At 63.6% G+C, this 14,636-nt stretch carries 13 protein-coding genes; 12 read left to right on the plus strand and 1 reads right to left on the minus strand.

Going from position 1 to position 14,636, the window contains the following annotated elements; translation table 11 throughout:
* Positions 1 to 7 precede the first annotated feature (7 nt).
* Positions 8 to 781 carry an MBL fold metallo-hydrolase gene (locus HDG37_RS15140; RefSeq protein ID WP_184048912.1) on the plus strand — a complete coding sequence of 258 codons (774 nt, stop codon included), beginning with the start codon at positions 8 to 10 and terminating at the stop codon, positions 779 to 781.
* A gap of 145 nt (positions 782 to 926) precedes the next feature.
* On the opposite strand, the gene HDG37_RS15145 is transcribed toward HDG37_RS15140, so the two are convergent.
* Entirely contained in the window at positions 927 to 1,625 is a 699-nt protein-coding gene (locus HDG37_RS15145; RefSeq protein WP_018417558.1) for a Bax inhibitor-1/YccA family protein, read from the minus strand.
* Positions 1,626 to 1,893: 268 nt separating this feature from the next.
* Between HDG37_RS15145 and ndk the strand changes: the two genes are divergently transcribed.
* The 11 genes from ndk (at position 1,894) to hflK (ending at position 14,626) form a co-directional block, all read left to right on the plus strand.
* Positions 1,894 to 2,319, plus strand: coding sequence for a nucleoside-diphosphate kinase (ndk, locus tag HDG37_RS15150; RefSeq protein WP_184048915.1), 426 nt, complete (start codon positions 1,894 to 1,896; stop codon positions 2,317 to 2,319).
* A gap of 210 nt (positions 2,320 to 2,529) precedes the next feature.
* On the plus strand, positions 2,530 to 3,681 hold the full coding sequence (gene rlmN, locus HDG37_RS15155; protein WP_184048918.1) for a 23S rRNA (adenine(2503)-C(2))-methyltransferase RlmN: 1,152 nt from the start codon (positions 2,530 to 2,532) through the stop codon (positions 3,679 to 3,681).
* Positions 3,682 to 3,893: 212 nt separating this feature from the next.
* A complete protein-coding gene (locus HDG37_RS15160) occupies positions 3,894 to 5,033 on the plus strand; it encodes a helix-turn-helix domain-containing protein (RefSeq protein WP_184048921.1) in 1,140 nt (379 codons plus the stop codon).
* 85 nt (positions 5,034 to 5,118) lie between these two features.
* Positions 5,119 to 6,435: a flavodoxin-dependent (E)-4-hydroxy-3-methylbut-2-enyl-diphosphate synthase gene (ispG, locus tag HDG37_RS15165; protein WP_184048924.1), complete on the plus strand. Its 1,317-nt coding sequence runs from the start codon at positions 5,119 to 5,121 to the stop codon at positions 6,433 to 6,435.
* 21 nt (positions 6,436 to 6,456) lie between these two features.
* Positions 6,457 to 7,797 carry a histidine--tRNA ligase gene (hisS, locus tag HDG37_RS15170; RefSeq protein ID WP_184048927.1) on the plus strand — a complete coding sequence of 447 codons (1,341 nt, stop codon included), beginning with the start codon at positions 6,457 to 6,459 and terminating at the stop codon, positions 7,795 to 7,797.
* Between the two features lie 66 nt (positions 7,798 to 7,863).
* On the plus strand, positions 7,864 to 8,493 hold the full coding sequence (locus HDG37_RS15175) for a tetratricopeptide repeat protein (RefSeq protein ID WP_184048930.1): 630 nt from the start codon (positions 7,864 to 7,866) through the stop codon (positions 8,491 to 8,493).
* Between the two features lie 79 nt (positions 8,494 to 8,572).
* Positions 8,573 to 9,718: an outer membrane protein assembly factor BamB gene (gene bamB / locus HDG37_RS15180; RefSeq protein ID WP_184048933.1), complete on the plus strand. Its 1,146-nt coding sequence runs from the start codon at positions 8,573 to 8,575 to the stop codon at positions 9,716 to 9,718.
* Between the two features lie 470 nt (positions 9,719 to 10,188).
* A complete protein-coding gene (gene der / locus HDG37_RS15185) occupies positions 10,189 to 11,526 on the plus strand; it encodes a ribosome biogenesis GTPase Der (RefSeq protein ID WP_184048936.1) in 1,338 nt (445 codons plus the stop codon).
* Positions 11,527 to 11,701: 175 nt separating this feature from the next.
* The gene (gene hfq, locus HDG37_RS15190) at positions 11,702 to 11,938 is read left to right on the plus strand and encodes an RNA chaperone Hfq (protein ID WP_006051315.1); all 237 of its coding nucleotides are present in this window, start codon (positions 11,702 to 11,704) and stop codon (positions 11,936 to 11,938) included.
* 57 nt (positions 11,939 to 11,995) lie between these two features.
* On the plus strand, positions 11,996 to 13,171 hold the full coding sequence (gene hflX / locus HDG37_RS15195) for a GTPase HflX (protein WP_184048939.1): 1,176 nt from the start codon (positions 11,996 to 11,998) through the stop codon (positions 13,169 to 13,171).
* A gap of 51 nt (positions 13,172 to 13,222) precedes the next feature.
* Positions 13,223 to 14,626, plus strand: coding sequence for an FtsH protease activity modulator HflK (gene hflK / locus HDG37_RS15200; protein WP_184048942.1), 1,404 nt, complete (start codon positions 13,223 to 13,225; stop codon positions 14,624 to 14,626).
* Positions 14,627 to 14,636: the final 10 nt, after the last annotated feature.

A 14,636-nucleotide genomic window follows, 5' to 3' on the forward strand; every position in this document is an offset into this window, starting at 1 on the left:
GCGGGTCGTGCGCTTCGCAAGTCTCGGCAGCGGCAGTGAAGGCAATGCGCTGCTGGTGGAGGCGCGCAGCGGTGCGGTCACCACGCGTGTGCTGCTCGATTGCGGTTTTTCCGCGCGCGAAGTCGAGCGGCGTCTGACGCGGCTCGGCGCGAGTGCCGAGCACCTCGACGCGATCCTGATTACGCATGAACATAGCGATCACATCGGCAGCGCATTGACGCTGGCGCGCAAGTGGTCGATTCCGCTGTACACGAGTTGGGGCACCGCGCGCGCGGTGGGCGCCGACGAAGCCGATGTTGACCTGCAGGTGCTGTGGGGCGACGAGGCGGTATCGATCGGAGAGCTCAGCGTTCTCCCTTATACCGTTCCGCACGACGCCCGCGAACCGCTCCAATACGTGTTCTCGAACGGCGCGAGCCGGCTTGGCGTGCTCACCGACGTGGGTACGTCCACGCCGCATATCAGCGCGGTGCTGAGTGGCTGCGACGCGCTCGTGCTCGAATGCAATCATGACGTGCAGATGCTCGCGGGCAGTCGTTATCCGCCGTCGCTGAAGGCGCGTATCGGCGGCAATCACGGGCATCTGAACAATCACGCGGCGGCTGAAATCCTGGCGTCGCTCGACCGCTCGCGCTTGCGGCATCTGGTCGCGGCGCATCTGAGCCAGCAGAACAATCTGCCGGAACTTGCGCAGGCGGCGCTGGCGGGCGTGCTTGACGCGGCTCCCACGGAGGTGGTGGTTGCGTCGCAGAGCGAAGGTTTCGCGTGGTTGACGGTGTGACTGTGGCGCCCGGTTGGCGTCCAGTCGCGCTGCACGCCATGCACCGGGTGGTCAGGTAACGAAAAAGCCCATAACGAGCAATCGTTATGGGCTTCTAATTTGAGCGTCGAGTGCGGCGTGGGACACGCCGCACGACCGGGCAAACTTAATTGCGGTTGCCGCCAAAAATGCCGAGCAGCGCAAGCAGATTGACGAACACGTTGTACAGATCCAGGTAGATCGCCAGCGTCGCCGTGATGTAATTCGTCTCGCCGCCGTTCACGACGCGCTGCACGTCGAACATGATGTAGGCGGAAAAGATCACGATTGCCATGACTGAAACCGTCAGCATCAGCGCCGGCAGTTGCAGGAACACGTTCGCGACCGAAGCCAGCAGGATCACGATCACGCCCATGAAGAGCCACTTGCCGAGGCCCGAGAAGTCGCGTTTGCTGACCGTGGCGATGGTCGCCATGGCCGCGAAGATCACACCGGTGCCACCAAAAGCGAGCATGATCAGCGACGGGCCGTTCGAGAAGCCGAGCACGAACGCGAGAATGCGCGACAGCATCAGCCCCATGAAGAACGTGAAGCCGAGCAGTACGAAGACGCCGACGGCGCTGTCCTTGGTGCGCTGGATCGCGAACATGAAGCCGAAGGCGATCGCGAAGAATGCCAGCATGCTCATGGCGGGACTGGTGGCGGCGAACAGTGAGAAGCCGGTGGCAAGACCCACCCACGCGCCGAGCACGGTCGGAATCATGGACAGCGCAAGCAGCCAGTAGGTATTCCGTAGCACGCGGTTGCGTGTTTCGACCGTGCTGACCGCGCCGTTGCGGCCAAACATATACGGATGTTCGTTCATGATCTCTCCTTACCTCGGAAGCGTGTTTCGTGATGGTGATACGGCAATTTGCGAAGCGCCGGCGGGCGCACCGTTCATCCGTAAGATTAGCGCGGCAGCACGGAGTTTCAATACCTCCAGTCGCCCACATGGCCTACGCTACCAGTATTTCGCGCCCTTTGCTTTGATCCTTTCAGTGCTGTAAGGGTTCAATCGCAATGATGCACGGGAACATGCTACAATAGCGGATTCATTTGAATCTGTAACTTCTTAATTTTTTGGAGTTTTTATGGCGATCGAGCGTACCTTGTCGATTATCAAGCCGGACGCAGTGGCCAAGAACGTGATCGGCCAGATCTATACCCGTTTTGAAAACGCTGGTCTGAAGATCGTGGCATCGCGCATGGTTCATCTGTCGCGTGCTGACGCCGAGAAGTTCTACGCCGTGCACGCAGCGCGTCCGTTCTTCAAGGACCTCGTCGAATTCATGATCTCGGGTCCGGTGGTCGTGCAGGCGCTGGAAGGCGAAAACGCGATCCTGAAACACCGTGATCTGATGGGTGCGACTGACCCGAAGAAGGCAGAAAAGGGCACGATCCGTGCCGACTTCGCGGACAGCATCGACGCCAACGCGGTGCACGGCTCGGACGCAGCGGAAACGGCCGCGATTGAAATCGCATTCTTCTTCCCCCAAGTCAACGTCTACTCGCGTTGAGCGCCTCGCGCTGAGGTCAGGCACTGGCCTCGATCGTCAGCCGTGTCCGCCTGGCGCGTTTCGTGCAGCCGAATTGTTTTGTCGCATGAATCGCGCGCGTTGCACGGCAAAGTAGTAAGGTAAAAGCAGCAGGAATGGGCGCGAACGGGCACGGCGTTCATGCAGCTTGTTGCATGAACGTAGTCTCGCAATGAAATGGCAGGATTCGATATGACGAGCAGTCCCTCCGTCAACCTTCTCGACCTCGACGCCCAAGGGCTCGTCGCCTATTGCGACAGCCTGGGCGAGAAACCGTTTCGCGCCAAGCAATTGCAGCGCTGGATTCATCAATACAACGCTGCCGACTTCGACGGCATGACCGATCTCGCGAAGTCCTTGCGCGAAAAGCTCAAGGGGCGCGCCGCGATCACGATGCCGGGCGTCGTCAGCGACCACGTTTCGTCGGACGGCACACGCAAGTGGCTGATCGACGTCGGAAACGGCAACGCCGTTGAAACCGTCTACATCCCCGAAGAAACGCGCGGCACGCTGTGTGTGTCGTCACAGGCTGGGTGTGCGGTCAACTGCCGGTTCTGCTCGACCGGCAAGCAGGGGTTCTCCCGCAATCTCACCACCGGCGAAATCATCGGCCAGTTGCGCATGGCTGAGTTTGCCCTGCGCGCGTCGCGAGGTGATGCTGGCGGCCGCGCGATGGGCGGCGACGGCAAGGGCGAGCGCGTCGTCACGAACGTCGTGATGATGGGGATGGGCGAGCCGCTGCTCAATTACGACGCGGTCGTGCCGGCCATGCGCCTGATGCTCGACGACAATGCGTACGGCCTGTCGCGCCGGCGCGTCACGTTGTCCACTTCGGGCGTCGTACCGATGATGGACCGGCTCGGCGCGGATCTGCCCGTGGCGCTCGCGGTGTCGCTGCATGCCTCGAACGACGCGCTGCGCGACGTGCTGGTGCCGCTCAACAAAAAGTATCCGCTGCGCGAGCTGATGGCGGCGTGCGAGCGCTATCTGAAAGTCGCGCCGCGAGATTTCATTACGTTCGAATACTGCATGCTCGATGGCGTGAACGACAGCGAGGCGCACGCGCGCGAGTTGCTCGCCGTCACGCGTAACGTGCCGTGCAAGTTCAATCTGATTCCGTTCAATCCGTTCCCCGAATCGGGCCTTATCCGTTCGAGGCCGGAACAGATCAAGCGGTTTGCGCAGGTGTTGATGGACGCTGGCGTGGTCACCACTGTGCGCAAGACCCGCGGCGACGATATCGATGCTGCCTGCGGTCAGCTGGCCGGCGCGGTGAAAGACCGCACGCGTCTTGCTGAGCGCACCGGGAAGGCGGCGAAGGTGATCGAGGTTCGCGCCGTGTAATCGCGAGGGGCGGCAGGGCGTCGGCGTTCGGCGGAAAGTACCGCGAGCGCAAAAATGCTCCCATGCCACCGGCGATTAAAAGAAAGTTTGCAGAATCGATCGGGAGCGGTACACAAAGCCGCACATTTTGTTATAAACGGTCTGCGATTTGGACGTGACGCTCGAGCCCGTCCGGTCGCACGATTAAAAGAATCGACGCGAAAGGATTTGGGATGAGTGAGCCGCAGCACCCGCAGCCGCACGAGACAGACACGAGCGATGGCCATCCGGCACCCGTTGCAAGGGCGGTTGTCCAGCCTGTCGTGCAGCCGGCCCTTGATTCGTTGGCAGCGGTTGGCGCGCGCTTGACCCAGTTGCGCGAGTCGAAAGGCTGGACTATCGAGGACGTGTCGGCGCGGCTGAAGGTGTCGGTCGTCAAGCTGAGCGCGCTCGAGGCGGGCGACGTCAGCCATCTGCCGGACACGACGTTCGCACTCGGCGTCGTGCGCAGCTACGCGAAAATGCTGGGCGCCGATCCGGCGCCTTTTACGGCTGCGCTGCGTCGCGAGAAGGGCGTGCCGGCGCCGAATCTGTCGATGCCGGCGTCATCGGGCAAGGATCTGCCGCGCGGCAAGGTTTCGCTGTCGCTCGGCGACAGCGGGCATAAGAGCCGTTCGTGGCTGTGGGGCATTGCGGCGATCGTCGTCGCGGTCATCGCACTCGGGATGTGGCGCACTAACGGCGGTGATTCGTCCGCGTGGCTCGCGCGCCTGAAGGCAAGCGCGAATGGTTCGACTATCAGCGACACGGCGGCTTCGGGCGCGGTCGCTCAGGGTCCGGCGACGGCGGCGGAAGGGGCATCGGCGCCGGACGCGGCGGCCACGGCTGACAACGCGGCGAGCGCGGATAATGCGGTGTCTGCGTCGGCAACGCCGATGCCGGCTCCGCTTGCCACTGGCACCGCGCCGGGCTCGGCCCCGGCAGCGAATACAGCGGCAACGCCGGCACCGACGGCCGCGGCACCGAAGGCCGGCTCGCAGGCTCAGGCACAGGCCGCCATGGGGAGCGCAAATGCACCGGCGGTCGTGGCGAACGCGTCGGCACCGGCGGTCACGCCAGCGCTCGGCGAGGCGGTCGTCGCGCTGCGCGTGACGCAGGACAGCTGGTTCAGCGTGCGTGACAAGAACGGCAAGGAACTGTTCTCCGGCCTCGTGCATGCCGGCGATCCGAAGCAAGTGACGGGTGTCGGTCCGTTCAAGGTCACGGTCGGCAACAAGGCGGGTCTCGAGTCGGTGACGCTCGACGGCCAGCCGGTCGATCCGTCGAAATATGCGACAGCCAAGGGCAACGTGGCGCGCTTTGCGCTGCCTTGACAGATACGGTACGCGCCGCGGTCAACCGGTCCGCGGCGCTTTTTCAATTCAGGCGCTGCGTTTTTGCATAGCGCGTGCGGCGTAAATGGGTTTTTCGATGCAAACCGAAGCTCAATCCCAATCCTGTAGCAAGATCGTTTCAGACGAGCCGGTGTTCGGCGGCCCCGCGATGCGGCGCAAGTCGCATGCGGTCAACGTCCGCTGGGGCGGTCAGCTCGTGACCGTCGGCGGCGATGCGCCGGTGCGCGTGCAGTCGATGACCAACACCGACACCGCCGACGCGATCGGCACCGCTATTCAGATCAAGGAACTGGCGCAAGCCGGGTCCGAACTGGTGCGTATCACCGTGAATACGCCGGAAGCGGCGGCGGCCGTGCCGGCGATCCGCGAGCAACTCGACCGCATGGGCGTGATGGTGCCGCTCGTCGGCGACTTCCACTACAACGGCCACCTGCTGCTGCGCGACTATCCGGGCTGCGCGGAATCGCTGTCGAAGTACCGGATCAATCCGGGCAACGTCGGGCACGGCGCGAAGCGCGACACGCAGTTCGCGCAGATGATCGAGACGGCGGTCAAATACGACAAGCCGGTGCGCATCGGCGTGAACTGGGGCAGCCTCGACCAGGATCTGCTCGCGAAGATGATGGACGAAAACGGCTCGCGCGCCACTCCGTGGGAAGCGCAAAGCGTGATGTACGAAGCGCTGATCCAGTCGGCGATCGGCTCGGCGGAACGTGCGGTCGAACTCGGCCTCGGCCGCGACCAGATCATCCTGTCGTGCAAGGTCAGCGGCGTGCAGGATCTGATTGCCGTGTACCGCGAACTCGCGCGCCGTTGCGATTTCGCGCTGCATCTTGGCCTGACCGAAGCGGGCATGGGCTCGAAGGGCATCGTCGCGTCGACCGCGGCGCTGTCGGTTCTGCTGCAGCAGGGCATCGGCGATACGATCCGTATTTCGCTGACGCCGGAACCGGGCGCGTCGCGCACAGGCGAAGTGATCGTCGGTCAGGAAATTCTGCAGACCATGGGCCTCCGGTCGTTCACGCCGATGGTGATCGCGTGCCCCGGCTGCGGCCGCACCACGAGCACGCTGTTCCAGGAACTCGCGTCGCAGATCCAGACCTATCTGCGTCAGCAGATGCCGGTGTGGCGCGACCAGTATCCCGGCGTCGAGCAGATGCACGTCGCGGTGATGGGCTGCATCGTCAATGGTCCGGGCGAATCGAAGCAGGCGAATATCGGCATCAGCCTGCCGGGCTCGGGCGAGAATCCGGCCGCGCCGGTGTTCGTCGACGGCGAAAAGGTGAAGACGCTGCGCGGCGAGAACATCGCGCAAGAATTCCAGCAAATCGTGAGCGACTACGTCGAGCGCCGCTATGGCCGCGCCGACGCGCTCAACTAAATACCGGCTATCGAAACACAGATGACTGAACAGAAGAATAAGCTCGAGAAGCTGTCTGGCGTGAAGGGCATGAACGACATCCTTCCGCAGGAAGCCGGGCTCTGGGAATTTTTTGAAACCACCGTCAAGTCGATGCTGCGTTCGTACGGATACCAGAATATCCGCACGCCGATCGTCGAGCATACGCAGCTGTTCACACGCGGTATCGGCGAAGTGACCGACATCGTCGAAAAAGAGATGTACAGCTTCACCGACGCATTGAACGGCGAAAACCTGACGATGCGCCCGGAAAACACGGCGGCCGTGGTGCGCGCGTCGATCGAACACAACATGCTGTACGATGGCCCGAAGCGGCTGTGGTATATCGGTCCGATGTTCCGTCACGAGCGTCCGCAGCGCGGCCGTTATCGCCAGTTCCACCAGGTCGGTGTCGAGGCGCTCGGTTTCGCGGGTCCGGATGCGGACGCGGAAATCATCATGATGTGCCAGCGTCTGTGGGACGATCTCGGTCTGACTGGCATCAAGCTCGAAATCAACTCGTTGGGCCTCGCTGAAGAGCGCGCCGCGCACCGTGTCGAACTGATCGCGTATCTCGAAAAGCACATGGACGTGCTCGACGAAGACGCGAAGCGCCGTCTCTATACGAACCCGCTGCGCGTGCTCGATACGAAGAATCCTGCGCTGCAGGAGGTTGCGCGGAACGCGCCGAAGCTGATCGATTTTCTTGGGGAAGAATCGCGCGCGCACTTCGAAGCTCTGCAGCGTCTGCTGAAGGCGAACAACCTTCCGTTCACGATCAATCCGCGTCTCGTGCGCGGTCTCGATTACTACAATCTGACCGTGTTCGAGTGGGTGACCGACAAACTCGGCGCGCAAGGCACGGTCGCGGCGGGCGGCCGCTACGATCCGCTGATCGAACAGCTCGGCGGCAAGCCGACGGCTGCGTGCGGCTGGGCGATGGGCGTCGAGCGGATTCTCGAGCTGCTGAAGGAAGAACAGCTCGTGCCGGAAGACGAAGGTTGCGACGTGTACGTGGTCCATCAGGGCGACACCGCGCGGGAGCAGGCGTTCATCATCGCCGAACGTCTGCGCGATACCGGTCTCGACGTGATCCTGCATTGCAGCGCGGACGGTCAGTCGGCAAGCTTCAAGTCGCAGATGAAGCGCGCCGACGCGAGCGGCGCCGCGTTCGCGGTCGTGCTCGGCGAAGATGAGATCGCCAACGGCACTGTCGGCGTGAAACCGCTGCGCGATACGCAAGCCCACGGCCGTAAGAACGAGCAACAGAACGTGCCCGCCGAAGACTTGACCGAATATCTAATCAATGCGATGGTTGCATCCGCCGAAGACGGCGACGACTGATCGCGATGTCGTTGGGCCGGCTGGCTCGACACGCACACGTAGCAAGAATGAGGAAATCGCCGGGCGATGAGTTACCACGACGAACAAGAATCGATTGAAAGTCTGAAGGCATGGTGGACACGGTGGGGCAATGCGACCACGTGGATCGTGCTGGTGGTGTTGCTGGCAGGCGCGAGCTGGAACGGCTGGAATTTCTGGCAGCGTCGTCAGGCCGCGGAAGCCGCGGTGCTGTATGACCAGGTTCAGCAAGCCGCGGCATCGGGCGATAAGGCGCAGATTGCGCGCGTCGCCGCCGACATGGAAGACAAGTTCGGCCGTACTGCCTACGCGCAGATGACCGCGCTCGGCGCCGCCAAGGCGCTGTACGCCGCTGGCGACGAAGCCGGCGCGAAAGCGCAGCTGCAATGGACGATCGATCACGCGAAGGACGACGAGTTCAAGCAGATCGCGAAGCTGCGCATGGCATCGCTGCTGCTCGACGACAAGGCATACGACCAGGGCCTCGCGCTCCTGGCCGAGCCACAATCCGATGCCTTCAAGGGCGTCGTGGCGGACCGCCGCGGCGACCTGCTCGCCGCCCAGGGCAAGCGCGACGACGCGCGCGCGGCCTACAAGCTCGCGCTCGACTCGCTGTCGAACAGCGACAGTTCGGCGCGCCAGCTGATCCAGTTCAAGCTGGATGCGCTTGGCGGCTGAGCGTCCCGCGCGGCGCGCCGCGAGCCACGACCGCAAGGCGGTCTCCTTTAATCCATTTTCCTGAATGCTTCGTCCACCGATGAATCTGCTGAAACGTTACGCCGTGCCCGTTATCTGTGCGATGACCGTTCTCACGCTGGCGGCTTGCTCATCCACGAAAGACGAGCGCCGTGTGCCGACGCCGCTCACCGAGTTCAAACCCGTGCTCGACGTGCAGCAGTCCTGGTCGGCGAGCGTCGGCAAGGCGGGCCGCTACCTGTTCTCGCCGGTTGCGGTCGGCAATGCCGTGTATGCTGCCGGCACGAATGGCACGGTCGCCAAGATCGACGCGCAAACGGGCAAGGACGTGTGGCGCGTCAAGTTGCACGATGATCTGTCGGCGGGCGTCGGCAGCGATGGCACGCTCACCGCGGTCGGTGGCTTGAAGGGCGACGTGTACGTGCTAGGCGCGGACGGCAAGCAGCTGTGGACCGCGAAGGCGCCGGGCGAGATCATTACGCCGCCGCTCGTCGGCAACGGCCTCGTGATCGTGCGCACGATCGACGGCCAGATCGTCGCGTTCAACGCGCAAACCGGCGAGCAGAAGTGGAACTTCCGCAACCGCGCGGTGCCGCTGAACCTGCGCGTGTCGTCGGGCATGACGTTCGCAGGTGACGCGGCCGTGCTGGCCGGCTTCCCGGGCGGCTCGTTCGCCGCGATCAACTTGCAGACGGGCGACGCCTACTGGCAGACGCCGGTGTCGTATCCGAAGGGCGTGACCGAGGTCGAGCGTATCAACGACGTGACCGGCCCGCCCACGCTGGTGGGTTCGGAGACCTGCGCGGTGACGTTCCAGGGCCAGATTGGCTGTTTCGACGCCAACTCGGGCCGCGCGCTGTGGGGCAAGCCGTTCTCGAGCACGACCGGCCTCGCGCAGGATGAGCGCAGCGTGGTCGCCGCCGACGACTGGTCGGTCGTGTCCGCATTCGACGTGAACAACGGCTCGGTGCTGTGGAAGAACGACACGCTGAAGAACCGCGACCTGAGCGTGCCGACGCTGCTCGGCCGCGCGGCCGTGTTCGGCGACTACAAGGGCTTCGTGCATTTCCTGTCGACCGTCGACGGCACGCTCGTCGCACGAGTGAAGACCGACGGCAGCGCGATTACCGCGGCGCCGGTGCTGGCCGGCGACACGCTGGTCGTACAGACGCGCGACGGCGGCCTGTTCGGCTATCGTCCGCGCTGATCGCTATCAATGATGTCGGGCGCGCAGGCCGGCTTTGCCGGCCGCGCGCTTTTTAATTGAAGTCTGCACCGGCTTTGGCGTGCGGCTCCTGCGTCGGGTTGCCACGCTGCCCGTCGCGTGATCGGGCAGGCTCAATAGAAAAAATCGCCGGACGGGCTGGTCCGGCAACTCGGATCGAGGCTGTGGCCGCCGGCATGCAAGGCGGCGCGTGCGCTTCGTCGACGGCCTTGCAAATTAAAGACGCCCTCGAACACGAGCGCGTCAGCCGTCGAGCAGCCCGGTCTGAAGCAGGCGCCCCCGGCGGCGTCTGTGCAGCCCACGCCCGTCCGCCCGGATGCGCATATCGATCGCGCATCCGGAGCAGGCTGAATTCGTGATAATTTCGTCAGAACGCCACCCCGTGGCGGCCGCCTGGCGTCGCTACGCGCGCGATCGGTTGCGATCCCGCGTTTCACCGTGAACAACATCAGATGAAACCCGTTATTGCCCTCGTTGGGCGCCCCAATGTGGGGAAATCCACGCTGTTCAACCGCCTTACGCGTTCGCGTGACGCGCTGGTTGCCGATCTGCCCGGTCTCACGCGCGATCGCCATTACGGCGAAGGACGCGCCGGCGAGCGGCCGTATCTGGTCGTCGACACCGGCGGCTTCGAGCCGGTCGCGAAAGACGGCATCCTGCACGAGATGGCGCGCCAGACCCGCCAGGCGGTCGAGGAGTCGGACGTCGTCGTGTTCATCGTCGATGGGCGCAACGGTCTCGCGCCGCAGGACAAGTCGATCGCCGACTATCTGCGCAAGGTTGGCCGGCCGATCTTCCTCGTCGTGAACAAGGCCGAGGGCATGAAGTACGCCAACGTCGCGGCCGACTTCTACGAACTCGGTCTCGGCGATCCGCGCGCGATTTCGGCCGCGCACGGCGACGGCGTCACCGACATGATCAACGAGGCGCTCGAAGTCGCGTATGCCGGTCAGCCGGAAGAGAGCGAGGTAGACAAGGAAGCGCGCGGCGTGAAGATCGCCATCGTCGGCCGGCCGAACGTTGGTAAGTCGACGCTGATCAATGCGCTGGTCGGCGAAGAGCGCGTGATCGCGTTCGACATGCCCGGCACTACGCGCGACTCGATCTACGTCGATTTCGAGCGCAACGGCAAGCCGTATACGCTGATCGACACGGCCGGCCTGCGCCGCCGCGGCAAGGTGTTCGAGGCGATCGAAAAGTTCTCGGTCGTGAAGACGCTGCAGTCGATCTCCGATGCGAACGTCGTGATCCTGCTGCTCGACGCGCGTCAGGACATCTCGGATCAGGATGCGCACATCGCTGGCTTCGTCGTCGAGCAGGGCCGCGCGCTGGTGGTTGGCGTGAACAAATGGGACGGTCTCGATCCGCATGTGCGCGAGCGCACCAAAGCCGACCTCGAACGCAAACTAAAATTTCTGGACTTCGCCAAATTCCATTTCATTTCCGCCGCGGAAAAAACCGGAATCGGGCCGCTGATGCGTTCGGTCGACGACGCGTACACGGCCGCGATGTCGAAGCTGCCGACGCCGAAGCTGACGCGCGCGCTGATCGAGGCGGTCGAATTCCAGCAGCCGCGCCGTCGCGGTCCAGTGCGTCCGAAGCTGCGTTACGCACACCAGGGCGGACAGAATCCGCCGATTATCGTGATTCACGGCAATGCGCTCGACGCGATCACCGACACGTATAAGCGGTACCTCGAAAATCGCTTCCGGGAAACTTTCAAGCTGACGGGGACTCCATTGCGAATAGAGTTCAGATCGTCGACGAACCCTTACGCGGACAAAGGCTGAAGCAAGCTGAAGCTGGTCTTGAACCTGGGCTGAAACCCGCGTGTATGCTGGGTTTGGCCGGGGGTCCCAGGCCCGCGCGTCGAAATGAAAATCAGCTATAGTGTAGCGGTTGGCGGCGGATCTCTTTTTCTTCGCCGTCAATTCAGTCAACCTGCAAAAAAATACGGAGTTTGCTATGAGCAACAAAGGGCAATTGTTACAAGACCCGTTTTTGAACGCACTGCGTAAAGAGCATGTGCCGGTGTCGATCTACCTGGTCAACGGCATCAAGCTTCAAGGGAACATCGAATCGTTCGACCAGTACGTCGTGTTGCTCCGGAATACGGTCACCCAGATGGTCTACAAGCACGCCATTTCGACGGTCGTGCCTGCCCGTCCGGTGAATTTCCACCCGGATTCCGAACAGTCCTAACCCTCGCCGCGGCCGGCACACTGTCGCCCGTTGGCGATCACTCCCGGCCGCGTCATTTTGATACCCTCCAATTTGATCAATGCAGCGCTCGTTGGCATCGACTTCGGCAAGATCGATTTCGAAGCCAGTCTCGAAGAACTCAGCCTGCTCGCGCAAAGCGCGGGCGCGAACCCCCTGGTCACCCTCACCGGACGCCGTTCCAGTCCCGACGCGAAGATGTTCGTCGGCAGCGGCAAGGCCGAAGAATTGCGCCTTGCGTGCGAAGCAAACGACATCGAACTCGTGATCTTCAACCATGCTCTGGCGCCTGCGCAGCAGCGCAATCTGGAGCGGGCGCTTAATCGGCGCGTGGTAGATCGCACCAGTCTGATCCTCGACATTTTCGCGCAGCGCGCGCGCAGCCACGAAGGCAAGCTGCAGGTCGAACTCGCGCAGCTGCAATATCTGTCGACCCGGCTGATTCGCGCGTGGACCCACCTCGAACGTCAGAAGGGCGGTATCGGATTGCGCGGTCCAGGCGAGACGCAGCTCGAAACCGACCGCCGGCTGATCGGCGAGCGCATCAAGGCGCTCAAGATCCGCCTCGACAAGCTGCGCCGCCAGCATGGCACGCAACGCCGGGCGCGGAATCGCAACCAGACGATGTCGGTGTCGCTCGTCGGCTACACGAACGCCGGCAAATCGACGCTCTTCAACGCGCTGACCAAGGCGCAGGCGTATGCCGCCGACCAGTTGTTCGCCACGCTCGATACCACTTCGCGGCGCGTGTATCTGGGCGACGAAGCGGGGCAGGTGGTGGTGTCCGATACCGTCGGTTTCATCCGCGAGCTGCCGCACCAGCTCGTCGCCGCGTTCCGCGCGACGCTCGAGGAAACCATTCACGCGGACCTGCTGCTGCATGTCGTCGATGCATCGAGCGCGGTGCGGCTCGACCAGATCGATCAGGTCAACGAGGTGTTGCACGCGATCGGCGCGGACACGATCCGTCAGGTGCTCGTGTTCAACAAGATTGACGCGGTGCCAGAGCTGGCAGCCCGTGGCGACGCGGTCGAGCGGGACGAGTATGGTAATATTTCGCGCGTCTTTTTGAGCGCGCGCACCGGGCAGGGGCTGGATGCATTGCGCGCTGCCATCGCCGAAATCGCTACAGCCGAACCGCTTGCCGACATGCCGCACGATGACCGCGCGGCGCAACTGCGCGACGACCACAAGGTTCCAGAACTCGGGCACTGACCCGTTCCAAAATTGCACTGACCCGCTGTCTACTCTGGTGAACGAACACAGGTGAACGATTACAACGAGCGGAGTATCTGGCTGCGTATGCGCGCCTTGCTTTCACTGAACGATCCGCGTTGGGGCCGGGGCGATGGCAACGGCGACCGGCAACGGCCGAACGATCCGAAGCGACCGGCACGCGACGGTGAAGGTCCGCCCGACCTGGACGAAATGTGGCGCGAATTCAATCGCCGTCTGTCCCGGATTTTCGGGCGCAGGGGCGGCGGTGTCGGCGGTGGCCGTCCTGACAACGGCCGTGGCGCGCGCATCGGCGTCGGCATCGTGATCGGCGTGCTGATCGCGATCTATCTCGGCAGCGGCGTGTTCGTCGTGCAGGATGGCCAGGCGGCCGTCGTGCTGCAGTTCGGCAAGTATCGCTATACCGCGGCGCCGGGCGTGCACTGGCGTCTGCCGTTTCCGTTCGAGTCCCACGAGTTCGTCAATGTCGAGCAGATCCGCCAGGTCGAGATCGGCCGTAGCAATGTGGTGCGTCTCGCGAACGTGAAGGATGCTTCAATGCTCACGCACGACGGCGACATCGTCGACGTGCGCTTCGCCGTGCAGTACCAGGTGCGCAAGCCCAACGACTTTCTGTTTCGCAGCGTCGATCCCGATCAGAGCGTGATGCACGCCGCGCAGGCGGCGGTGCGCGGCATCGTCGGCGCGCAGAGCACTAGCGATATCCTCGATCAGGATCACGAAACTTTGCGCCAGCAGCTGATCGCGGCGATCCAGCAATCGCTCGATCAGTACCAGTCCGGTCTGGCAGTCACGGGCGTGACGATCCAGAGCGTGCAGGTGCCCGAGCAGGTGCAACCGGCGTTCGCCGACGCTGCGAAGGTGCACGACGAAAACGAACGCGCGAAACGCGATGCGCAGGCTTATGCGGGCGATCTTCTGCCGCGCGCGCAGGCCGACGTCGATCGTCAGGTCCAGGAAGCCAAAGCCTATAGCCAGACCACGGTCGCGCAGGCGCAGGCCGAGGCCGAGCGCTTCAACCAGGTCTACGCCCAATACGCGAAGGCGCCGGCCGTCGTGCGCTTCCGCCTGTACATGGAAACCATGCAGCAGATTTACGCGAACGCGACCAAGGTGTTCGTCGACGCGAAGAACGGCAACAACGTGCTGTATCTGCCGCTCGACAGGCTCGTCGAGCAGAACCGCGAACGCCAGGCGGCGGCGGCGGGCGCCGCCGCTTCGGGTCCTGCTGTCGCGGGCGCGCCGCAAGCGGCGAGTGCGGCCGCGCCGTCGGCCGCGTCGGCCGCTGAGACCGGTGCCGCGGCAGGCTCCGCCGCCGATGGCGCATCCGCACCCGCCGCTTCCGCGCCTGCGCCAGCGAGCCGGCCGAGCGCCGCGTCGCTGCGCTCGCGCGAAGCGTTCCGCAATCGCATGCGCGAAGACGACGTTCAATAAGGAGCGCACA

Source organism: Paraburkholderia sp. MM5384-R2 (assembly GCF_014201025.1).
Lineage (GTDB): Bacteria > Pseudomonadota > Gammaproteobacteria > Burkholderiales > Burkholderiaceae > Paraburkholderia > Paraburkholderia tuberum.